This is a genomic window from Streptomyces sp. NPDC020681 (assembly GCF_044334895.1).
Lineage (GTDB): Bacteria > Actinomycetota > Actinomycetes > Streptomycetales > Streptomycetaceae > Streptomyces.
Genome location: NZ_JBIRTX010000014.1, coordinates 1 through 18,839, shown reverse-complemented (window position 1 = coordinate 18,839; position 18,839 = coordinate 1). Strand labels below are relative to the sequence as shown.

The window sequence follows — 18,839 nt, the reverse complement described above, 5'->3', positions numbered from 1 at the left end:
AGAGCGGCACCCGGGAACTCATCCACAGTCACCTGCGCAGGACGTCCGCAGCTAGCGGATCCTTCGGCCGCCGCACCCTCTTACGAGGACACAGCAACGACCAGCGGTCTTTGGCTTCTGTGGAAGAGTACGGGACGGGTTCCCGGTCAGGCAAATCGGGCCATCCGGGGGATGGCCGTCAGACCTTGTCGGCGTCCTTCAGGCCCTCGCTGAGCTCCTTCAGCATCTCCATGAGGTCGAAGGTGTCGGCGGCCGGCGGCGCCTTGACCGCGGCCTTCGCGCCGTAGTCCGAGTAGTTGGCGACGATCTTGACCTTGCCCTCGGGGCTGTCCATGCCGACGTCCATCTTGACCGGGTAGTCGTCCTCGTTGACCCAGACCTCGGTGTCGTAGCCCTTGATCCCGGACTTCTTCATGTTCGCGAGAAGGTCCTTGCGCTCCTGCGCGGTCAGGGCCTTGAGCGACTCGTTGGACGCCACCATCTCGTCGAGCGTGAGCGTGCCCTTGTAGTGCTGGGCCTCGACTCCGTCGATCTTCTCCGAGCCCAGGTGCTTGAGGTTCGGCGAGTCGAGCAGCATCGCCAGCTGCTTGGCCGGGTCCTGGTTCATGCTCTCCAGGCTGCCGGTCATCTGCTTCTGCATCGCCTTGTTCCCCGATGCCTCGGCGGCCGCGCCGAGGTCGAGCTTCATCCAGCGCTTGCCGTCCATGTTCTTGGCCATCTTCGGGCCCATGTCCATGAACATCACGTCGTTCAGCCACACCATGCGGATCTGCTCCGGTGCGTCCGGATCAGCCTTGAACATGGAGCCCTTCATGGTCATGTCCATCACCGTGGGGTCCCACCCCATGACTCCGGACATCTCCATGGTGCCGCCGCCATCCATCGTGGCCGGCATCGACATCGTCATACGGACCTTGGCCGACTTGGCGGCCGACGTCTTCTTGAACGCCGCTGTGAGAACCTGCGTCACCGCGTCGCGGGACTGCGTCTCAGCCTTCTGCGGCGCGTCCGCGGCCTTCTTCTCCCCGTTGCCGCCCTGACAGCCTGCCACCGCGGCAATGACGGCCACAGCCGTCAGCGAGACGCCGACGCGCCTCCATGCGGACATGGTCATGCCCCACCCCTTGTTGTCTACGAACTCTCGAACCGTAGCGCACACGTACGACACGGGGACAACAGAAAACCGGCCCCCGCGCCTTGTGAGAGGTGCGGGGGCCGGCTTCGGTTCGCGAGACCCGCGACTGCCGTCAGAAGACTCAGACGGCGGCCGGGTCCTCCTCGACGAGGAGGTTGCGGGTGCGGTTGGAGTCCAGCGGGATGCCGGGGCCCATCGTCGTCGCCAGGGTCGCCTTCTTGATGTAGCGGCCCTTCGCGGCGGACGGCTTGAGACGGAGGATCTCCTCCAGCGCCGCGGCGTAGTTCTCGACCAGCTTCGTCTCGTCGAAGGAGACCTTGCCGATGATGAAGTGCAGGTTCGAGTGCTTGTCGACGCGGAACTCGATCTTGCCACCCTTGATCTCGGTGACAGCCTTGGCGACGTCCATGGTGACGGTGCCGGTCTTCGGGTTCGGCATCAGACCACGCGGACCGAGCACGCGGCCGAGACGGCCGACCTTGCCCATGAGGTCCGGGGTGGCGACGACGGCGTCGAAGTCCAGTCGGCCCTTCGACACCTCGTCGATGAGCTCGTCGGCGCCGACGATGTCGGCGCCCGCGGCACGCGCGGCCTCGGCACGGTCACCGGTCGCGAAGACCAGGACCCGGGCGGTCTTGCCGGTGCCGTGCGGAAGGTTCACGGTGCCACGGACCATCTGGTCGGCCTTGCGCGGGTCAACGCCCAGACGCATGGCGACCTCGACGGTGCCGTCGAACTTCGTGCCGGTGGTGTCCTTGGCAAGACGGACGGCCTCGAGCGGGGCGTACAGCTTCTCCCGGTCGATCTTGGCGTCCGCAGCGCGGAGAGTCTTGCTGCGCTTCACTGCTGCTCCTTGGTTCAGGTATGGAGTCGTGGTGCGGACCAGCGGGGTCCTACCACAGGTCTTACGGGGGCTGTCAGCCCTCGACCGTGATGCCCATCGAACGGGCGGTGCCCGCGATGATCTTCTCCGCGGCGTCCAGGTCGTTGGCGTTCAGGTCGGGCATCTTGGTGGTGGCGATGTCACGGACCTGGTCGCGCGTCAGCTTGGCGACCTTGGTCTTGTGCGGCTCGCCGGAGCCCTTGTCCACACCCGCGGCCTTGAGGATCAGCTTGGCGGCCGGCGGAGTCTTGGTGACGAAGGTGAAGGAACGGTCCTCGTAGACCGTGATCTCCACCGGCACGACCATGCCACGCTGCGACTCGGTCGCGGCGTTGTAGGCCTTGCAGAACTCCATGATGTTGACGCCGTGCTGACCGAGCGCGGGGCCGACCGGCGGAGCCGGGTTGGCCGCGCCGGCCTGGATCTGGAGCTTGATAAGCCCCGTGACCTTCTTCTTCTTGGGAGGCATTCCGGGTCCTCTTCCTAACTTCCTGATTTCTTGTTGCCCAAAGGCAACCGCACCACGATAGCTGGCATCGTGGTGCGGGGTGAAACCGAGCAGGTCAGCCCGGCTGCAAGAGCCGACCTGACCTGGACGGAAAAGCGCGCCGCGAGCTAGTTCTTCTGGATCTGGTCGAAGCTCAGCTCGACGGGGGTCTCGCGGCCGAAGATCTCGACAAGGCCCTTGACCTTCTTCGAGTCGGCGTTGATCTCGTTGATCGTCGCCTGCAGCGTGGCGAACGGGCCGTCCGTGACGGTGACCGAGTCGCCGACCTCGAAGTCCAGCACCTGGACCTCGACCTTGCGAGCGGGAGCCGGCTTGCCCTCGGCCTCGGCTGCCTCGCGGGCGGCCTTCTCCTCGGCCTCCGGAGCGAGCATCTTGACGATCTCGTCCAGGGTCAGCGGGTACGGGTCGTAGGCGTTGCCCACGAAGCCGGTGACGCCGGGGGTGTTGCGGACGACGCCCCAGGACTCGTTCGTCAGGTCCATGCGGACCAGGACGTATCCGGGAAGCTTGTTCTGGCGGACGTTCTTGCGCTCGCCGTTCTTGATCTGGACGATCTCTTCCTCGGGCACTTCGGCCTGGTAGATGAAGTCCTCGACGTTCAGGGAGACGGCGCGCTGCTCAAGGTTGGCCTTCACGCGCTTCTCGTATCCGGCGTACGTGTGGATGACGTACCACTCGCCGGGCAGAAGGCGCAGCTCGTCGCGGAGCGCCTGGATCGGGTCGACCGGGGCCTCGGCCTCCTCGGCGGGCGCCTCCTCGGCGACCTCGGCCTCGTCCGCGGGCACGTCCTCGGCGACCTCGGCTACGGCCTCGGCCTCCTCGTCGACGTCGATCGCGGTCTCTTCGGCCGGCTCGTCCGCAGCGGCGTCAGCAGCTTCCGCCTGGTCGTCGTCGGCCGCCTCAACGATGTCGAGCTCGTCCTCGGCGGACTCAGGGTTCTCGCCTGGCTCAACGGCCTCGTTCAGGTTCGGGTCAGACACGGTGGCTGCTTCTTCCTGGATACAGATGGGTGGAACATGCGAAAAGGGCCGCCGTTACCGGCCGCCCTTCGCGGGATCAGCCGAAGACGTACTTGACGGCTTCCTGGAACCCATAGTCAATCACGGTCACCAGACCAATCATGACGACAACGAAGACAATCACCACTGTGGTGTACGTCGTCAGCTGGTTCCGAGTGGGCCAGACGACCTTGCGCAGTTCGGCGACAATCTGCCGGTAGAAGAGCGCGAGGCGGCCCAGAGGGCCCTTCTTCCCGCGCTTCCCGCCCTTGCGCGACTTCTTCGACTGGGGCGCCTCGTCCTCGGCATCAGGCGTGTCGATGGAGCCCACGGCGTCCGTCACGTTCTTTCACCTGATTCCGGGTCGTGGCCGCGCCGCGCCCTATCGAGCCGCACGGCGGTTCATTGAATGTACGTACATGCGCACACATCCTCGCGAAGGCGTGTGTAGCAGGGCCGGAGGGACTTGAACCCCCAACCGCTGGTTTTGGAGACCAGTGCTCTACCAATTGAGCTACGACCCTTTGTGGCTTCACCCAACCTACCCCATCCGAAGATGTGGTTGGTGTGGGCCAACGACGAGTGAGTGTACGTGGTCGCAGGCCCGGCGTCGAACAGATAGCTCCCAAGCGGTTCTTGTCCGCCACCACGGCCACCATCCCGTCCGCTCCGTCCCGCTCCTGCACCCCTTCTTTTGTCCGCTCCCGCCCGCTCCTGTCCGCTCCTTGTCCGGTCCTTGTCCGCGACTCGGAACTCGTGTGCCGGGCGCGTTGGCCGTCTGGGAGCATGGGCCGTATGAGCGCTGCAACCTCTCCCACCGAGCGCCGGGTCTCCGTGCGCATCGGCGCGATCTCCGAGTCCGCGACCCTCGCCGTCGACGCCAAGGCCAAGGCCCTCAAGGCCGCCGGACGTCCGGTGATCGGCTTCGGCGCCGGTGAGCCTGACTTCCCGACCCCGGACTACATCGTCGAAGCCGCCATCGAGGCCTGCAAGAACCCGAAGTACCACCGCTACACCCCGGCCGGCGGGCTCCCTGAGCTCAAGAAGGCCATCGCGGCCAAGACGCTGCGCGACTCCGGGTACGAGGTGGATCCCGCGCAGATCCTGGTCACCAACGGCGGCAAGCAGGCGATCTACGAGGCGTTCGCGGCGATCCTGGACCCGGGCGACGAGGTGATCGTCCCGGCTCCGTACTGGACGACCTACCCCGAGTCGATCCGGCTCGCGGGCGGCGTCCCGGTCGAGGTGGTGGCCGACGAGACGACCGGTTACCGCGTCTCCGTGGAGCAGCTGGAGGCCGCGCGCACCGAGCGTACGAAGGTCGTGCTCTTCGTCTCCCCGTCCAACCCGACCGGCGCGGTCTACAGCCGTGAGGACTCCGAGGCGATCGGCCGCTGGGCCCACGAGCACGGCCTGTGGGTGCTGACGGATGAGATCTACGAGCACCTTGTGTATGGCGACGCCACCTTCGCCTCGCTGCCCGCGCTGGTGCCCGAGCTGCGTGACAAGTGCATCGTGGTCAACGGTGTGGCCAAGACCTATGCGATGACCGGTTGGCGGGTGGGCTGGATCATCGGCCCGAAGGATGTGGTCAAGGCCGCGACCAACCTGCAGTCGCACGCCACGTCCAACGTGTCGAACGTCGCGCAGGTCGCCGCGCTCGCTGCCGTCTCCGGTTCGCTGGACGCCGTGGCCGAGATGCGCACCGCCTTCGACCGCCGCCGCCAGACGATCGTGCGGATGCTCAACGAGATCGACGGCGTGCTGTGCCCGGAGCCGGAGGGTGCGTTCTACGTCTACCCGTCGGTCAAGGGCCTGCTGGGCAAGGAGATCCGCGGGAAGCGTCCCGCGACCTCGGTGGAGCTGGCGGCGCTGATCCTGGACGAGGCCGAGGTGGCGGTCGTCCCGGGCGAGGCCTTCGGCACTCCGGGCTATGTGCGGCTGTCGTACGCGCTGGGCGACGAGGACCTGGTGGAGGGCGTGGCCCGTCTCCAGAAGCTGCTCGCGGAAGCGCGCGACTAGCGGATCCGAAGTCACACGGGCTCCTGGCTGAGGCCAGGGGCCCGTTTCTTCGTTCGGGCAAGAACCCGATCGAGGAATCCGGCTTTCCGACGGCGCGGCCGTACGGCAAGATCCTGGGATGGACCGCGTACGTGACCTGACCCAGCTGCCCAAGGCTCATCTGCATCTGCATTTCACCGGTTCGATGCGGCCCAGCACCCTGCTTGAGCTGGCCGACAAGTACGGCGTCCATCTGCCCGACGCTCTGACCGGTGGCGAACCGCCCAAGCTGCGGGCCACCGACGAACGCGGCTGGTTCCGCTTCCAGCGGCTCTACGACATCGCGCGGTCCTGTCTGCGCTCCCCCGAGGACATCCAGCGCCTGGTGCGCGAGGCGGCCGAGGAGGATGTGCGGGACGGCTCGGGCTGGCTCGAAATACAGGTCGACCCGACCTCGTACGCCCCGATGCTGGGCGGCCTGATCCCGGCGCTGGAGATCATCCTGGACGCGGTGGACAGCGCGGCCCGGGAGACCGGTCTCGGACTGCGGGTGCTGGTGGCCGCCAACCGTATGAAACACCCGCTGGACGCCCGCACGCTGGCGCGCCTCGCCGTGCGGTACGCGGACCGCGGAGTCGTCGGCTTCGGCCTCTCGAACGACGAACGCCGGGGCCTGGCACGGGACTTCGACCGCGCCTTCGCAATCGCCCGCGACGGCGGCCTGCTCGCGGCGCCCCACGGCGGCGAGCTGACGGGCCCCGCGTCCGTACGGGACTGCCTGGACGATCTGCATGCCTCCCGGATCGGGCACGGCGTGCGCGCGGCCGAGGATCCCCGGCTGCTGCGGAAGCTGGCCGAGCGCGGCGTGACGTGCGAGGTGTGCCCGTCGTCGAATGTGGCGCTGGGCGTGTACGAGAAGCCCGCCGATGTGCCGCTGCGGACGCTGTACGACGCGGGGGTGCCGATGGCGCTCGGGGCGGACGACCCGCTGCTCTTCGGCTCCCGGCTGGCCGCGCAGTACGAGTTCGCACGGAAGCACCACGGCTTCACGGACCCCGAACTGGCGGAGCTGGCACGCCAGTCGGTGCGAGGGTCGGCCGCTCCGGACGAGGTCCGCGCCAAGCTGCTGGCCGGGATCGACGCCTGGCTGGCGAGTTAGTCAGTCGGCCTGCCGATTCCGCTGAGCAGGGTACGGGCCAGGCCCTCGGCGAACTGGTCCAGCGGCTGCGGCGGCTGTCCGTCCTTGGTCGCGTCATAGGCAAAGGCGCGCTGGGCACAGGCACCGAGAAGCAGTGACGCGGCGGCGAAGGTGTCGGCCTCCGCGTCGATACGGCCGGCGTCCTGCTCGGCGCGGAGATATTCGTCCAGCCGGTGGATGGGCATGTGCGGCCCTCGGCCCAGCTCGCGCATGGCGGCGTCGTGACGCTGCTTGAGCTGGGGCTCGGCGTAGAGCGAGGCGGCGATCGGGAAGCTCTCGGCGTAGAACAGCGCGGCCTCGCGGGCGATCTCGGTCAGGTTCTCCTCGACGCTCCGCTCCCCCGGGTTCTCGATCAGCCTGCCCAGGAGTGGGTTGAGCCCGGGCAGCCGCTCCTTGAGCACGGTGACAAACAGTTCCTCCTTGCTGGCGAAGTACTTGTAGAGCGCCGCCTCCGAGCAGCCGGCCGCCTTGGCGATCTCCTTGGTGGTGGTGCGCGCGAGGCCGAGGCTGAGCATGAGCTCGTGCGCGGCATCGAGGAGGCGGGCGCGGGCCGGCTTCTGCATCGATCCTCCGACGGGTCTTGACTAGTGAGTGAATACTTACCCACTCTAGAGGTGAGTGAACACTTACCCACCTTGGAGGTGCGGGCGATGAGGCTCACGGTTTTCGGAGCGACGGGCAGGATCGGCCAGGAGATCGTCCAGCAGGCGCTGGCGGCAGGCCACGAGGTGACGGCGGTCGTGCGCGACCCGTCCTCGTTCACGATCGCAGGTCCCGGCCTGCAGGTCTTCCGGGCGGACTTGAAGGAGGGCGAGTCGCTGCGCGAGGCGGTCGCCGGACGGGATGCGGTGCTGTCGGGTCTCGGAGCCCGCAAGCGCGGGGACGCCGGGATCGCGGCGAAGCTGACGCGCTCGGTGCTCTGGGCGATGGAGGCGGAGGGCACCCGCCGCCTCCTGGTGGTGAGCGCCGCCCCGCTCGGCGAGACCGCGGAACACGAGCCGCTGCTCGACCGCGCGATGCTGGCGCTGATCAACTCACTGCTGAAGCCGGTGTACGACGACCTGCGGGCCATGGAGACCGACCTGGCCGCCAGCACCACTGACTGGACGTCGGTACGGCCGCCACGACTGCTGAACAAACCGCTGACGGGCACGTACCGGACGGTGGTCGGCGCGAACCCGCCGAGCGGCCGGACGATCGGGCGGGCGGATGTGGCGCACGCGATGCTGTCGATGGTGGAGGACGGGGGGACGGTCAAGCAGGGGGTGGGCGTGGCGTACTAGCGGCTACGAGCACATAGGGGGCTCTCCGTCGGCCGACGTGGTTGGCCGGAATTCAATCGGAGCGAGCCCAGGGGATTCAAAGCGGAGCGTGTCCCCCGACATCTTTATGAGGCCGGTCACGATGGTGTGCCTGCCGCTGCCGTCTATGCCGGTTTCCTGCGCGTAGTCGCGGACGGTAATCCACCCGCGCCCGTCGAAACCGGTGAATCGGAGACCGCAGTGAACGTAGAGATCATGCGGATACCAGAACCCGTCCACTGCCTCCTTGGGTGACTGTTCGAGGACCGGCGGCTTGTCCGGGTTCGGTGGAGGGAGGATGGGACAGTGCCCGCCGCCGGAGACAGGATGGAAGGTTAGGGACTGCTTCATGGGCCCGGATCCGAAGTCGAAGCGGGCGACGTCCTCCGAGATCAGGGTCATCCGGCCGGACACGCGGTCGCCGTGGCGAGTGAGCTCCGAAGTGGCCGCGGCGGAGCCGTCCTTCGCCGACCTTCCAGTGCTGGCCCACTTCCCGCCGCCGAACACCGCAAATTTCAGACCGCAGCTCTGGACCAGGTCGTACGGGTAGGCGACACCGATCTTCGGTTCGGTCGGCCCCAGCCGCAGAGGTGGGTCGTTGGCGACGCTCGCTGCGGTGGAGGGGTCAGCAGTCCCCGGCGTCTGGTCGGTCAGCCGCACGGCCAGCCCCGAACCTCCTGCAACCAGCACCACCGCGCAAGCCACCGCCGCCACCCTGCGCCGGGCACGAGCCCTGTGCGCCTTCGCCAGGAACGATTCCACCGGCGTCAGGCCACCGGCCCGGCCGCCGTCCAGCTCGGCCAGGTCCCGCAGGCCCTGCCTCAGCATTTCTTCTTCGTCGTTCACCGCGTCCCCCTTCCTGCGTAACCGGCGAGCGCGCCTGCCGCGCGCAGCCGCTCCAAAGCCCTGTTGGTACGGCTCTTGACCGTCCCGGGCGAACAGCCGAGCAGGTCGGCCGTCTGGTCCACCGACAGGTCCTCATAGAAACGGAGCACCACCACCGCGCGCTGGGCACGCGGCAGGCCGGCGAGTGCGCGGCCCAGTTCCAGCCTTGCCTCTGCGTTGCCTGCCATGTCGCCGCCGTCCGGGGCGAGGTCGCTTTCCGGGCGGACGACTTCCGTGTGCCAGCGACGCCGCCGCCAGGTCGCGTACAGATTGACCACGACCTTGCGCGCATACGCCTGAGGAGAATCCCAGCCCGCCGAGCGGCCCCAGTGCGTATAGACCCGTATCAAAGCGGTCTGCACAAGATCCTCGGCCGCATGCGGATCACCCGTCAGCAGACGAGCGGTCCGCAGCAGCGACACATGTGACGCCGTCACGAACTCCGCGAATTCGGAATCGCGAGCCGAGCTGCCCTGACGCATCGGCGCTCCCCCCGAGCAGTGTGTGGTCCGAAGACCCTGTCACCCACTCGACAACCTGGTGAGCCCGGCAGGTTCCATCCGATTTCAGCGGCAGTTGGCGGACGTGGCTCGCGGCTGTTGAGGCTGCTCAGGACGTCAGAGACTGACGCCGACCGTCACAGGCTCATTGACCAGCGTGACCCCGAACGCCTCCCGCACCCCGGCCGCGACCTCGCGGGCAAGAGCCAGCAGATCCTCCGTGGTGGCCTCGCCGCGGTTGGTGAGGGCGAGCGTGTGCTTGGTGGAGATGCGGGCCGGGCCGCTGCCGTACCCCTTGGTGAAGCCCGCCTTGTCGATCAACCAGGCCGCAGACGTCTTGGTGCGGCCGTCGCCCGCCGGGTACGCGGGCGGGGCGACGTCGTCGCCGAGCCGCGTGCGGACGCGGCTCAGGAAGGTCTCGTACTCCTCGGCCGTCAGGATCGGGTTGGTGAAGAACGAGCCGGCCGACCAGGTGTCGTGGTCCTCGGGGTCCAGCACCATGCCCTTGCCGGCGCGCAGGTCCAGTACCGCCCGGCGTACCGCCGCGAGCTCAACCCGGTCGCCGGCCTGGACACCGAGCACGCGAGCCGTCTCGGCGTATTTGATGGGTGCGGACAGCCCCTCCCGGTCCTCCAGCGCGAAGCGGACGCGGAGCACGACGAACCGGTCCGGGTGCTGCTTGAAGCGGCTGTGGCGGTAGGAGAAGTCGCACTCGGCGTTCGAGAGGGTGACCGTTTCGCCGCTGTGGCGGTCGTAGGCGATCACCTCCGTGATCGTCGACGAGACCTCCTGGCCGTAGGCGCCGACGTTCTGGATCGGGGTCGCGCCCGCCAAGCCTGGGATGCCGGCCAGGCACTCGATGCCCGCGAGACCCGCCTCGACGGTGCGTGCGACGGCGTCCGTCCAGACCTCACCGGCGGCCAACTCGAGCGTGGTGCCGACCAGTTCGAAGCCGCGCGTGGCGATCCGCAGCGCGGTGCCCTCGAAGCCCTTGTCGCCGATGACCAGATTGCTGCCGCCACCGATGATCAACAGCGGCGTGCCCGCGGTGTCCGCCTCGCGCACGGCGGAGATCACCTCGTCGTCGGTCGTGGCCGTGACGAGGCGGGTCGCTGGGCCGCCGAGCCGGAAGGTGGTCAGGGGGGCGAGGGGGGCGTCGTGGAGTTCCTGCACGGGGACAAGGGTACGGTCCGTGGCCCGCCGCTCCGGCGGGGCCACGGACCGACTGTGTAAGGACCGGGTGACGAACGGGGCCGCGGACACGGGACCCGCGGCCATCAGGCCACGGCCGGCTCTCGCTCCTCGGCACTCTGCGCCGACTTCTTCGTCGTCGCCCCGGCTCCGCTCCCGCCTCGACGGCCGGGGATCAGCAGCGCGGAGAGCGCTGCCAGGGCCACGGCCCCCGCGCCGATCCACAGGGCCGGGACGGTGCCTTCGGTGAAGGCGTCCGGAGTCTCGTACCCGCCCTGGGCCGCGAAGACCGCGCCCAGGATCGCGATGCCGAGCGCTCCGCCGACCTCGCGCAGCGCGTTGTTGGCTCCGGAGGCCATGCCCTGCTCGCCCGGGCGGACGCTGGACATGACCACACTGGCCGCCGGGGCGAAGTAGAGCGCCATGCCGACGCCACTGAAGATCAGCGCGGGCAACTGGGTCGCGTACGACACACCCGGCTCCAGGACCATGGCGAACATGGCGAGACCGATCGCCTGCAGGGCGAGGCCGGTGGCCACGACCGGGCGGCCGCCGATCTTGTCGGAGAGATATCCGGCGATGGGCGCGACGAGAAGCGGCATTCCGGTCCAGGGCAGCATGCGCAGCCCGGCCTGGGTGGGCGAGTAGCCGGCCACACCCTGCAGGAACTGGCTGAGCAGGAAGATCGAGCCGAACATCCCCAGGAACATCAGCAGGCTCGCCGCGTTGATCCCGAAGAATGCACGGTCCCTGAAGAGCCGCATCGGCAGCATCGGGTTCTTGCTGGTGATGCCGTGGCGTACGAACGCCAGCAGAAGGACCGCGCCCAGTATCAGGCTGCCCAGGATCGGCGTGCTGGTCCAGCCGTCCGCCTGGCCGTTGATCAGCGCGTAGACGATGCCGAAGAGACCGCCGCTGACGAGCAGGGTGCCGGGGACGTCGAGCCGGGCGTGCGGCGCGTAGGACTCGCCGAGGCGCGTCCGGGCGAGTGGCAGCAGGACAAGGCCGATCGGCACGTTCAGCCAGAAGATCCACTGCCAGGAGATGTGCTCGGTGAGGGTGCCGCCGATGAGCGGGCCGCTCGCCACGGCGAGACCGGTCACGGCGCTGAAGATGCCGAGTGCGGCACCGCGGCGGGCGGCGGGCACGGCGGCTGTCAGCAGGGTCAGCGTGAGCGGCATCATGACCGCGGCGCCGACGCCCTGGACGGCCCGCGCGGCGATCAGCGCGTCGATTCCGGGCGCCAGCGCGGCCGCCGCGGACGCGCCGGTGAAGATCGTCAGACCGACTATGAAGAGCCTGCGGCGGCCGAACCGGTCTCCGAGGGCCGCGCCCAGCATCAGCAGGACGGCGAAGGTGAGGGTGTACGCGCTCACCGTCCATTCGAGGTCCGCCAGGGCGCCGCCGAGGTCCTTGCGGATCGAGGGCAGGGCGGTGGTCACGACGAGGTTGTCGAGGGCCGCCATGAATCCGGCGACGCTGGTGATGACGAGAGCCCAAAGGGCGCTGCCGCGGCGGGCGGTTTGCTGGTTCATCGCTTCCCTCAGATGGTTAGTTATTGATTACTAACTTTCGCGGACAGACGTCACCCACCCGCCCAGGAGGCGGGCCGCTGCGACTAACGCGGAGCCTTCACCTTGGACATGTTGAGCCCGGACCAGACACGGTGATCCTCCGGGTAGCCCAGCGCCACCAGGACGTTGATCAGCATGCCGCAGCCGAGGAAGTCGGTCGTGCCCCTTACGTCCCCGGCGAACGCGACCTGCGCCTGGTCCCAGATCTCGGCCCAGCCTTCCCGGATCGCGTCACCGAACTCGTGGTCGCCCGCCGCCTCGGCGGAGGCCACCGCGACATACGTCTGCATCTGCATCAGCAGCCGGTCGCGGTCGTCGATCAGCCCCATGTAGGCCGACGCCATCGCCTCGCGAGGAGGCCGGTCGGACTGCAGAGCGTCGGCGAAGGCCGGTGGGGTCTCCTCCAGGCAGCGCATCGCGGCCGCCAGGAACAGCTCCCTCTTGTTCTTGAACAGCCGGAAGAGATACGGCTGGGAGACACCGACCCGCTTGGCGATCGCCTCCGTGGAGGTGCCGTCGTAGCCGCCGCGCGCGAACTCGGTGATCGCGGCACGGATGACGCTCTCTCGTCGCTCTTCTGCGCTCATCCTGACCATGCAGACTAAGTTAGTGACCAATCACTATCGAGTCAAGGCCTCGGCCCGTTTCCCGCGCGGGAGGCGCGCGTAAGGGGCACCTGCAATGACGGGGTGCCCCTTACTCAGCCGCACGACCGCTGCTTGCGTCAGGCGAGCTGCACTACGGCGCGGGACATCCCCAGCACCTTCTCGCCCTCGCTCGTCGCCGTGAGATCCACCCGCACGCGGTTGTCCTCGAGGAGCACCGCGACCTTGCCGCTGACCTCGATCACCGCACCCTTCTCGTCGTTCGGCACGACGACAGGCTTGGTGAAACGGACGCCGTACTCGACGACCGCACCCGGGTCGCCGACCCAGTCCGTCACCACGCGGACCGCCTCGGCCATGGTGAACATGCCGTGCGCGATGACATCCGGAAGGCCGACCTCCGTGGCGAACTTCTCGTTCCAGTGGATCGGGTTGAAGTCGCCGGAGGCGCCCGCGTACTGAACCAGCGTGGCCCGCGTCACAGGAAAGCTCTGCGCCGGCAGCTCGGTGCCGACCTCGACATCCGCATAAGAGATCTTCGCCGTCATCACGCCTCCTCGGCGGCGCGCGCCACCAGCTTGGTCCACGCGGTCACCACATGCCCGCCGGCCTCGTCCTGCACCTCGCCGCGGATTTCCACCACGTCGTTGCCCGCAAGGGACTTGATGCTCTCGATGGTCGAGACAACGGTCAGCCGGTCCCCGGCCCGCACCGGCCTGGTGTACGCGAACTTCTGGTCGCGGTGCACCACGCGGTCGTAGTCCAGTCCCAACTGCGGATCCTGAATGACCTCTTCCGCAGCCCTGAAAGTGATCGCAAAGGCGAAAGTCGGCGGAGCGATCACATCCAGGTGGCCGAGCTCTTTGGCGGCCACCGGGTCGGTGTACGCGGGATTGGCGTCGCCCACCGCCTCGGCGAACTCGCGGATCTTTTCCCGGCCGACCTCATAAGGCGAGGTGGGCGGATAAGTCCGCCCTACGAAGGACTGGTCGAGCGCCATGGACTGGCTCCCTCCTGACAGATGGACCTCAACAAACGACACGAGGCCGCCCCCGAGTCGGGGGCGGCCTCGTATACGAGCCTGATTCAGCGCGTTTCGCGGTGCGCCGTGTGCGAGTTGCAGCGCGGGCAGTGCTTCTTCATCTCAAGACGGTCCGGGTTGTTACGCCGGTTCTTCTTGGTGATGTAGTTCCGCTCCTTGCACTCCACGCAGGCCAGCGTGATCTTCGGGCGGACGTCGGTGGCAGCCACGTGAGTGCTCCTTGGACGGACAGATTGACGGATGAACGCATAAAAGAGTAGCCGATCGGAGGACCGACCCCGCAATCGGCTACTGTCTGTAGCGGTGACCGGACTTGAACCGGTGACACAGCGATTATGAGCCGCTTGCTCTACCGACTGAGCTACACCGCTGCGATACCGGATCTCCTCGCCCGAAGACGAGGATCACCGACATCAGAGCCCCAATACGGAATCGAACCGTAGACCTTCTCCTTACCATGGAGACGCTCTACCGACTGAGCTATTGGGGCGAGCGATGAAGACATTACACGGTCGGTCGCCGATCGCCCAAATCCGTTTCGCCGCCCCTCGTCCGGCCTCCGCCACTCCTCCGGCACTGCTGTGCCGGCCCGCTGGCCTGCCACGAGGTGCTTCACTCTCCGGCTCCTCACCACCCCTGTCCCGTACGCCACTCGTGGCCACACCGGTACGACTATTTCGCTCCTCCTCGAAGCGTGCTCGGAGCACCCCTAGGCTCGACCACACGCTGCGTGATCTTGCCTCTTCACTACGCGGCCCGAGCCCCACGCAGGAGCGCGATGCCCGACAGCCAGCCGCAGCCCCCCGACGGCGCCACCGCTGACACCACTGCGCTGCTGCTCTGCGGCGCCCGGCTGACGGACGGCCGCACCGTCGACGTACGGCTCAGCGGCGGGCGCATCGAGGCGGTCGGCACCGCCGGCAGCCTCACCCCGCACTCCACCCGTGTGGATCTGAGCGGCTATCTGCTGCTGCCCGCGCCGGCCGAGCCGCACGGCCACGGCGACACCGCGCTCACCGCGGACTCCCCCGGCCCGGTCTCGTACGACACCGAGGACGTCCAGCGGCGCGCCACCGAGGCCGCGCTGCTGCAGCTCGGACATGGCGCGACGGCGCTGCGTTCGCACGTACGGATCGGTGATGTCCAGGGCCTCGGACCGCTGGAGGCGGTGCTGCAGGCGCGGCGTTCGCTGCGCGGGCTCGCCGATCTGGCGGCGGTCGCCGTGCCACGGCTGCTCACAGGGGTCGCCGGGGCGGACGGTCTGGCGATGCTGCGGGACGCGGTGAAGATGGGCGCGGGAGTGGTGGGCGGATGCCCGGACGCCGATCCCGATCCGACCGGCTACGCGGAGGCCGTGCTCGAGGTCGCGGCCGAGCACGGCTGCCCCGTCGATCTGCACACGCACGCCGACGATCCCGCGCGGCTCGGGCGGTTGGCGGCGATGGCCGGCGGGCTGCGGTCCGGCGTGGTGATCGGGCCGTGCGCGGGCCTCTCGCGGCAGCCGCGCGAGGTGGCCTCCAGGGCCGCGGACCAGCTCGCGGCGGCCGGCGTCACCGTGGTCTGTCTGCCACAGGGCGGCTGCGCGGGGGTGGAACACCGCGGCAACGCGCCGGTGCGTCTGCTGCGCGCGGCCGGGGTGCGGGTCGCGGCCGGCGGCGGGGCACTGCGGGACGTGTCGAACCCGGTGGGCCGCGGCGATCCGCTGGAGGCCGCATATCTCCTGGCGTCGCAGGGCGGAATGCGCGCGCACGACGCGTACGGGGCGGTGGCGACGGCCGCGCGGGAGGCGATGGGGCTCCCTGAAGTACGGGTGGAAGCCGGGTTTCCCGCGGAGCTGCTGGCTGTGCGCGGCGAGCGGATGTCGGGCGTGCTGTCGCTCGCGTACAGCCGGATCGTCATCCACCGTGGGCGTGTGGTGGCGCGGACGAGCGCGGTGCGTGAGTACTGCGACTCGGCCGCGGCGGTGGCGCTCGAACTGCCGCGTCAGGGGCGGCCGGACACCTGCCCCTGACCTCGTTCTGGCGTATGGACGCCGGAGAAGGCCCGTCCGTGAGCGCGGTCGGCGCCGGGGACGTACCGTCGTACTCATGCGCATTGTCATCGCTGGAGGACACGGTCAGATCGCACTCCGACTCGAGCGGCTGCTCTCGGCCGGCGGGCACGAGGTGGCGGGCATCATCCGCAGACCGGAACAGACCGACGACCTGCGCGATGCCGGAGCGGAACCGGTTGTCCTGGACCTGGAGTCGGCCTCCGTCGAGGAGGTGGCGGCGGTGCTCCAGGGCGCCGACGCGGCGATCTTCGCGGCGGGCGCGGGCCCCGGCAGCGGCGTCGCCCGCAAGGAAACGGTGGACCGCGGGGCGGCGGTGCTGTTCGCGGACGCGGCGGAACGGGCAGGCGTACGGCGCTACATCGTGGTGTCGTCGATGGGCGCGAACGCGCAGCACCCGGGCGACGGGCAGTTCGACGCCTATCTGCGGGCGAAGGGCGCGGCGGACGACGACGTACGGTCCAGGTCCGGACTCGCCTGGACGGTTCTGCGCCCGGGCGCACTGACGAACGACGCGGGCACCGGTCTCGTACAGCTGAAAGCTTCGACGGGGCGCGGGGCGGTGCCGCGTGACGATGTGGCGGCGGTGCTCGCGGAGCTTGTCGAGACACCGGGCACGGCCGGGCTGACGCTGGAACTGATCAGCGGTGCGGTGCCGGTGACCGTTGCCGTGAAGGACATCGCCGGAAACTGAACGCGCCGCGGCGCCCGGATGCCGGGGCACCGATGAATTCCGGGTCTCCATGCGGCCCTTGATGTCATGAGGGAAAACATGAGTGAGCTCAAACCGGCGATCGTGCAGCGTGCGGAGCAGCCGTATGCCTTCATCCGTGGATCCGTGCGCATGGACGCGTTCGCCCTGATCGCCGACCGGCTCGGCGAACTGATCGGCTGGGTGGCCGGCCAGGGCGTGGAGTTCGCCGGCGCGCCCTTCTTCCGCTTCAACAGCATCGACATGGAGGGCGAGTCGGAGGTCGAGGCGGGCCTGCCGGTCGCGTCCGTTCCGGAGCCGGAGGGTGACATCAGGGTGGCGGTCCTGCCCGCCGGCCGCTATGTGACGGTCACTCATCTCGGCCACCCGGACCAGTTGTTCGGGGTCATCACGTCGCTGCGGGAGTGGGCCGCCCGGGAGGGCCTGACGTGGGACATGACGGAGGTGGACGGCGCGGAGCGCTGGGCGTGCCGGCTGGAGTCGTATCTGACCGACCCGCGCGAGGAGCCGGACATGAACAAGTGGGAGATCGAGCTGGCGTTCCGGCTGGCCGACTGAGGGCGAGCGGCGTGGCCGGGGCTGAGAGCCCGGGTCCGGCGAGACGCGGGCCCGGGCGGGAGACGGCGGCTACGGGCTCGCCGGCTTGTACGCCAAGAGGTGCGCCTGCGGGGTTTTCTCGGTTCCCTCGGACTCGCGCACCAGCCGGGCCCGCACGGTGAACCCGGCCCGGCTCAGCTGCTCGGCGATCCGGTCGGGCGACAACCGATGGAAGTCGAGCGCGACTTCGTGACCGAACGCCTCGGCGAAGTGCCGCGGTTCGTCGCCAACCTGGAAGGCGAGCAGCAGATGGCCGCCAGGCGCCAGCACGCGGTGGAACTCGGCGAACACCGGCGGCTGCCGCTCCGGCGGGATGTGGATGACGGAGTACCAGGCCACGAGGCCGCCGAGGGTTCCGTCCGTCAGATCCAGGGCGGTCATCGAACCCTCGTCGAACCGCAGACCGGGGTGCTCACGCCGGGCGAGCGCGACCATTGCCGGCGACAGGTCGACGCCGGACACGGACAGCCCGAGCGAGTGCAGGTGAGCCGCAATGCGGCCGGGCCCGGAGCCGACCTCGAGCACCGGACCGCCGCCGTCGGCCTGAACGAGTTCGGCGAACACGGCGAGCATCGCGCGGCCCAGCGGATTGGCCTCGAGCTCGCTGCGGACGCGCTCGGCGTAGTCGACGGCGATGGCGTCGTAGCCTGCGCGGGTGGTGCTCAGGTAGGTCGCTTCGATCACGGCCGAGGACGGTAGCCGGTGCGACCGAGGCGCGTCAGTGCGCCCGTCCCGCCACGCATACGACGATGGCCCCTGGTCAGCGTTTCCGCAGATCAGGGGCCATCTTTTCGCGTGGCGGCGCCAGGATTCGAACCTGGGTAGGCTAAGCCGACGGATTTACAGTCCGCTCCCATTGGCCACTCGGGCACACCGCCATGGGATGTCGCCTTGGGAAGGACCGCTGTTGTGGCGGTGCTCCGTGGCAACGACGTAAACGATACCTGATGCCCAGGGGTGCTTCGCCACCGGATTGATCAGCACTCTGGGCAGGTACGGGTGGCTAGGCTTGCCGGAGCGGTTCGGTCTTACCGGCCGCGACTCCACGCACCCGATACAAGGAGCCACAGGACATGGCCGACTCCAGTTTCGACATCGTCTCGAAGGTAGAGCGGCAGGAGGTCGACAACGCCCTCAACCAGGCCGCGAAGGAGATCTCTCAGCGCTACGACTTCAAGAACGTCGGGGCTTCGATCGCCTGGTCCGGCGAGAAGATCCTGATGCAGGCAAACTCCGAGGAGCGGGTCACCGCCATCCTCGATGTCTTCCAGTCCAAGCTGATCAAGCGCGGGATCTCGCTGAAGGCGCTGGACGCGGGTGAGCCGCAGCTGTCCGGCAAGGAGTACAAGATCTTCGCCTCCATCGAGGAGGGCATCTCCCAGGAGAACGCCAAGAAGGTCGCGAAGATCATCCGCGACGAGGGCCCGAAGGGCGTCAAGGCGCAGGTCCAGGGCGAGGAGCTGCGAGTCAGCTCGAAGAGCCGGGACGACCTGCAGGCCGTGCAGGCGCTGTTGAAGGGGCAGGACTTCGACTTTGCTCTGCAGTTTGTGAACTACCGCTGATCCGGGCGGGAGCGCCGGGGCGGGGGGGGGGGGGGGGGCGGGGGCGCGCCGGCGCCGCCCCCGGTCCGGCGGCCCCGCGGCGGCGGGGGCGGGCTGG

At 68.7% G+C, this 18,839-nt stretch carries 22 protein-coding genes and 4 tRNA genes; 7 read left to right on the top strand and 19 right to left on the bottom strand.

Annotated elements, in window-relative coordinates; translation table 11 throughout:
• Nucleotides 1-178 precede the first annotated feature (178 nt).
• The 6 genes from ACH4YL_RS28210 to ACH4YL_RS28185 form a co-directional block, all read right to left on the bottom strand.
• The gene (locus ACH4YL_RS28210) at nt 179-1,114 is read right to left on the bottom strand and encodes a hypothetical protein (RefSeq protein ID WP_398510258.1); all 936 of its coding nucleotides are present in this window, start codon (nt 1,112-1,114) and stop codon (nt 179-181) included.
• A gap of 142 nt (nt 1,115-1,256) precedes the next feature.
• On the bottom strand, nt 1,257-1,979 hold the full coding sequence (gene rplA, locus ACH4YL_RS28205; protein ID WP_398510257.1) for a 50S ribosomal protein L1: 723 nt from the start codon (nt 1,977-1,979) through the stop codon (nt 1,257-1,259).
• A gap of 73 nt (nt 1,980-2,052) precedes the next feature.
• Nucleotides 2,053-2,487: a 50S ribosomal protein L11 gene (rplK, locus tag ACH4YL_RS28200; protein WP_003956479.1), complete on the bottom strand. Its 435-nt coding sequence runs from the start codon at nt 2,485-2,487 to the stop codon at nt 2,053-2,055.
• Between the two features lie 146 nt (nt 2,488-2,633).
• A complete protein-coding gene (nusG, locus tag ACH4YL_RS28195; RefSeq protein ID WP_398510256.1) occupies nt 2,634-3,506 on the bottom strand; it encodes a transcription termination/antitermination protein NusG in 873 nt (290 codons plus the stop codon).
• Between the two features lie 76 nt (nt 3,507-3,582).
• A complete protein-coding gene (gene secE / locus ACH4YL_RS28190; protein WP_398510255.1) occupies nt 3,583-3,867 on the bottom strand; it encodes a preprotein translocase subunit SecE in 285 nt (94 codons plus the stop codon).
• Nucleotides 3,868-3,975: 108 nt separating this feature from the next.
• Nucleotides 3,976-4,048: transfer RNA gene (locus ACH4YL_RS28185), tRNA-Trp, on the bottom strand.
• A gap of 271 nt (nt 4,049-4,319) precedes the next feature.
• Here ACH4YL_RS28185 and ACH4YL_RS28180 point away from each other — a divergent pair.
• Together ACH4YL_RS28180 and ACH4YL_RS28175 are read left to right on the top strand one after the other, a co-directional pair.
• Nucleotides 4,320-5,546, top strand: a complete 1,227-nt coding sequence (locus ACH4YL_RS28180; RefSeq protein ID WP_398510254.1) for a pyridoxal phosphate-dependent aminotransferase — start codon at nt 4,320-4,322, stop codon at nt 5,544-5,546.
• Between the two features lie 118 nt (nt 5,547-5,664).
• A complete protein-coding gene (locus tag ACH4YL_RS28175) occupies nt 5,665-6,684 on the top strand; it encodes an adenosine deaminase (protein WP_398510253.1) in 1,020 nt (339 codons plus the stop codon).
• Here the strand turns inward: ACH4YL_RS28175 and ACH4YL_RS28170 are convergent.
• On the bottom strand, nt 6,681-7,286 hold the full coding sequence (locus ACH4YL_RS28170) for a TetR/AcrR family transcriptional regulator (protein WP_398510252.1): 606 nt from the start codon (nt 7,284-7,286) through the stop codon (nt 6,681-6,683). The two genes, ACH4YL_RS28175 and ACH4YL_RS28170, sit on opposite strands and share 4 nt — an antisense overlap.
• An 87-nt stretch (nt 7,287-7,373) precedes the next feature.
• Between ACH4YL_RS28170 and ACH4YL_RS28165 the strand changes: the two genes are divergently transcribed.
• Nucleotides 7,374-8,006 carry an NAD(P)-dependent oxidoreductase gene (locus ACH4YL_RS28165; protein ID WP_398510251.1) on the top strand — a complete coding sequence of 211 codons (633 nt, stop codon included), beginning with the start codon at nt 7,374-7,376 and terminating at the stop codon, nt 8,004-8,006.
• A 3-nt stretch (nt 8,007-8,009) separates the two neighbouring features.
• Here ACH4YL_RS28165 and ACH4YL_RS28160 read toward each other — a convergent pair whose 3' ends face one another.
• The 10 genes from ACH4YL_RS28160 to ACH4YL_RS28115 form a co-directional block, all read right to left on the bottom strand.
• Nucleotides 8,010-8,870, bottom strand: coding sequence for a hypothetical protein (locus ACH4YL_RS28160; RefSeq protein ID WP_398510250.1), 861 nt, complete (start codon nt 8,868-8,870; stop codon nt 8,010-8,012).
• Nucleotides 8,867-9,391 (bottom strand): SigE family RNA polymerase sigma factor, encoded by a 525-nt coding sequence (locus ACH4YL_RS28155; RefSeq protein ID WP_398510249.1) that lies wholly within the window; start codon nt 9,389-9,391, stop codon nt 8,867-8,869. The genes ACH4YL_RS28160 and ACH4YL_RS28155 overlap by 4 nt, the downstream gene beginning before the upstream one ends.
• Nucleotides 9,392-9,526: 135 nt before the next feature.
• The gene (locus ACH4YL_RS28150) at nt 9,527-10,627 is read right to left on the bottom strand and encodes a UDP-N-acetylmuramate dehydrogenase (protein WP_398510248.1); all 1,101 of its coding nucleotides are present in this window, start codon (nt 10,625-10,627) and stop codon (nt 9,527-9,529) included.
• 59 nt (nt 10,628-10,686) lie between these two features.
• Nucleotides 10,687-12,135: a DHA2 family efflux MFS transporter permease subunit gene (locus tag ACH4YL_RS28145; RefSeq protein WP_398510247.1), complete on the bottom strand. Its 1,449-nt coding sequence runs from the start codon at nt 12,133-12,135 to the stop codon at nt 10,687-10,689.
• A gap of 83 nt (nt 12,136-12,218) precedes the next feature.
• Complete coding sequence (locus ACH4YL_RS28140) at nt 12,219-12,770, bottom strand: TetR/AcrR family transcriptional regulator (RefSeq protein WP_398510246.1); 552 nt, start codon at nt 12,768-12,770, stop codon at nt 12,219-12,221.
• 128 nt (nt 12,771-12,898) lie between these two features.
• Complete coding sequence (locus tag ACH4YL_RS28135) at nt 12,899-13,327, bottom strand: MaoC family dehydratase (protein WP_398510245.1); 429 nt, start codon at nt 13,325-13,327, stop codon at nt 12,899-12,901.
• The gene (locus ACH4YL_RS28130; protein ID WP_398510244.1) at nt 13,327-13,779 is read right to left on the bottom strand and encodes a MaoC family dehydratase N-terminal domain-containing protein; all 453 of its coding nucleotides are present in this window, start codon (nt 13,777-13,779) and stop codon (nt 13,327-13,329) included. Before ACH4YL_RS28130 ends, ACH4YL_RS28135 begins: the two co-directional genes overlap by 1 nt.
• A gap of 86 nt (nt 13,780-13,865) precedes the next feature.
• Complete coding sequence (gene rpmG, locus ACH4YL_RS28125) at nt 13,866-14,030, bottom strand: 50S ribosomal protein L33 (protein WP_003956487.1); 165 nt, start codon at nt 14,028-14,030, stop codon at nt 13,866-13,868.
• 89 nt (nt 14,031-14,119) lie between these two features.
• A tRNA-Met gene (locus ACH4YL_RS28120) sits at nt 14,120-14,192 on the bottom strand.
• Nucleotides 14,193-14,238: 46 nt separating this feature from the next.
• Nucleotides 14,239-14,311 (bottom strand) — tRNA-Thr (locus ACH4YL_RS28115).
• Between the two features lie 288 nt (nt 14,312-14,599).
• On the opposite strand from ACH4YL_RS28115, the gene ACH4YL_RS28110 reads away from it, so the two are divergent.
• From ACH4YL_RS28110 to ACH4YL_RS28100, 3 genes are all read left to right on the top strand, one after another.
• A complete protein-coding gene (locus tag ACH4YL_RS28110) occupies nt 14,600-15,832 on the top strand; it encodes a hydrolase (protein ID WP_398510243.1) in 1,233 nt (410 codons plus the stop codon).
• 76 nt (nt 15,833-15,908) lie between these two features.
• Nucleotides 15,909-16,565, top strand: coding sequence for an SDR family oxidoreductase (locus tag ACH4YL_RS28105; RefSeq protein ID WP_398510242.1), 657 nt, complete (start codon nt 15,909-15,911; stop codon nt 16,563-16,565).
• A gap of 78 nt (nt 16,566-16,643) precedes the next feature.
• Nucleotides 16,644-17,141 (top strand): GyrI-like domain-containing protein, encoded by a 498-nt coding sequence (locus ACH4YL_RS28100; protein ID WP_398510241.1) that lies wholly within the window; start codon nt 16,644-16,646, stop codon nt 17,139-17,141.
• 69 nt (nt 17,142-17,210) lie between these two features.
• Here ACH4YL_RS28100 and ACH4YL_RS28095 read toward each other — a convergent pair whose 3' ends face one another.
• Together ACH4YL_RS28095 and ACH4YL_RS28090 are read right to left on the bottom strand one after the other, a co-directional pair.
• Entirely contained in the window at nt 17,211-17,864 is a 654-nt protein-coding gene (locus tag ACH4YL_RS28095) for a class I SAM-dependent DNA methyltransferase (RefSeq protein ID WP_398510240.1), read from the bottom strand.
• Between the two features lie 112 nt (nt 17,865-17,976).
• Nucleotides 17,977-18,058 (bottom strand) — tRNA-Tyr (locus ACH4YL_RS28090).
• Nucleotides 18,059-18,253: 195 nt separating this feature from the next.
• On the opposite strand from ACH4YL_RS28090, the gene ACH4YL_RS28085 reads away from it, so the two are divergent.
• Nucleotides 18,254-18,742: a YajQ family cyclic di-GMP-binding protein gene (locus tag ACH4YL_RS28085; RefSeq protein WP_398510239.1), complete on the top strand. Its 489-nt coding sequence runs from the start codon at nt 18,254-18,256 to the stop codon at nt 18,740-18,742.
• Nucleotides 18,743-18,839 lie beyond the last annotated feature (97 nt).

Bases quoted from the DNA above. Each gene is read 5' to 3' on its own strand.
- ACH4YL_RS28210 (WP_398510258.1), bottom strand. From the start codon at position 1,114: ATGACCATGTCCGCATGGAGGCGCGTCGGCGTCTCGCTGACGGCTGTG.
- ACH4YL_RS28135 (WP_398510245.1), bottom strand. From the start codon at position 13,327: ATGACGGCGAAGATCTCTTATGCGGATGTCGAGGTCGGCACCGAGCTG.
- rplK (WP_003956479.1), bottom strand. From the start codon at position 2,487: ATGCCTCCCAAGAAGAAGAAGGTCACGGGGCTTATCAAGCTCCAGATC.
- ACH4YL_RS28180 (WP_398510254.1), top strand. From the start codon at position 4,320: ATGAGCGCTGCAACCTCTCCCACCGAGCGCCGGGTCTCCGTGCGCATC.
- ACH4YL_RS28140 (WP_398510246.1), bottom strand. From the start codon at position 12,770: ATGGTCAGGATGAGCGCAGAAGAGCGACGAGAGAGCGTCATCCGTGCC.
- ACH4YL_RS28165 (WP_398510251.1), top strand. From the start codon at position 7,374: ATGAGGCTCACGGTTTTCGGAGCGACGGGCAGGATCGGCCAGGAGATC.
- ACH4YL_RS28085 (WP_398510239.1), top strand. From the start codon at position 18,254: ATGGCCGACTCCAGTTTCGACATCGTCTCGAAGGTAGAGCGGCAGGAG.
- ACH4YL_RS28100 (WP_398510241.1), top strand. From the start codon at position 16,644: ATGAGTGAGCTCAAACCGGCGATCGTGCAGCGTGCGGAGCAGCCGTAT.
- ACH4YL_RS28130 (WP_398510244.1), bottom strand. From the start codon at position 13,779: ATGGCGCTCGACCAGTCCTTCGTAGGGCGGACTTATCCGCCCACCTCG.
- ACH4YL_RS28105 (WP_398510242.1), top strand. From the start codon at position 15,909: ATGCGCATTGTCATCGCTGGAGGACACGGTCAGATCGCACTCCGACTC.
- ACH4YL_RS28175 (WP_398510253.1), top strand. From the start codon at position 5,665: ATGGACCGCGTACGTGACCTGACCCAGCTGCCCAAGGCTCATCTGCAT.
- ACH4YL_RS28155 (WP_398510249.1), bottom strand. From the start codon at position 9,391: ATGCGTCAGGGCAGCTCGGCTCGCGATTCCGAATTCGCGGAGTTCGTG.
- ACH4YL_RS28170 (WP_398510252.1), bottom strand. From the start codon at position 7,286: ATGCAGAAGCCGGCCCGCGCCCGCCTCCTCGATGCCGCGCACGAGCTC.
- ACH4YL_RS28145 (WP_398510247.1), bottom strand. From the start codon at position 12,135: ATGAACCAGCAAACCGCCCGCCGCGGCAGCGCCCTTTGGGCTCTCGTC.
- ACH4YL_RS28110 (WP_398510243.1), top strand. From the start codon at position 14,600: ATGCCCGACAGCCAGCCGCAGCCCCCCGACGGCGCCACCGCTGACACC.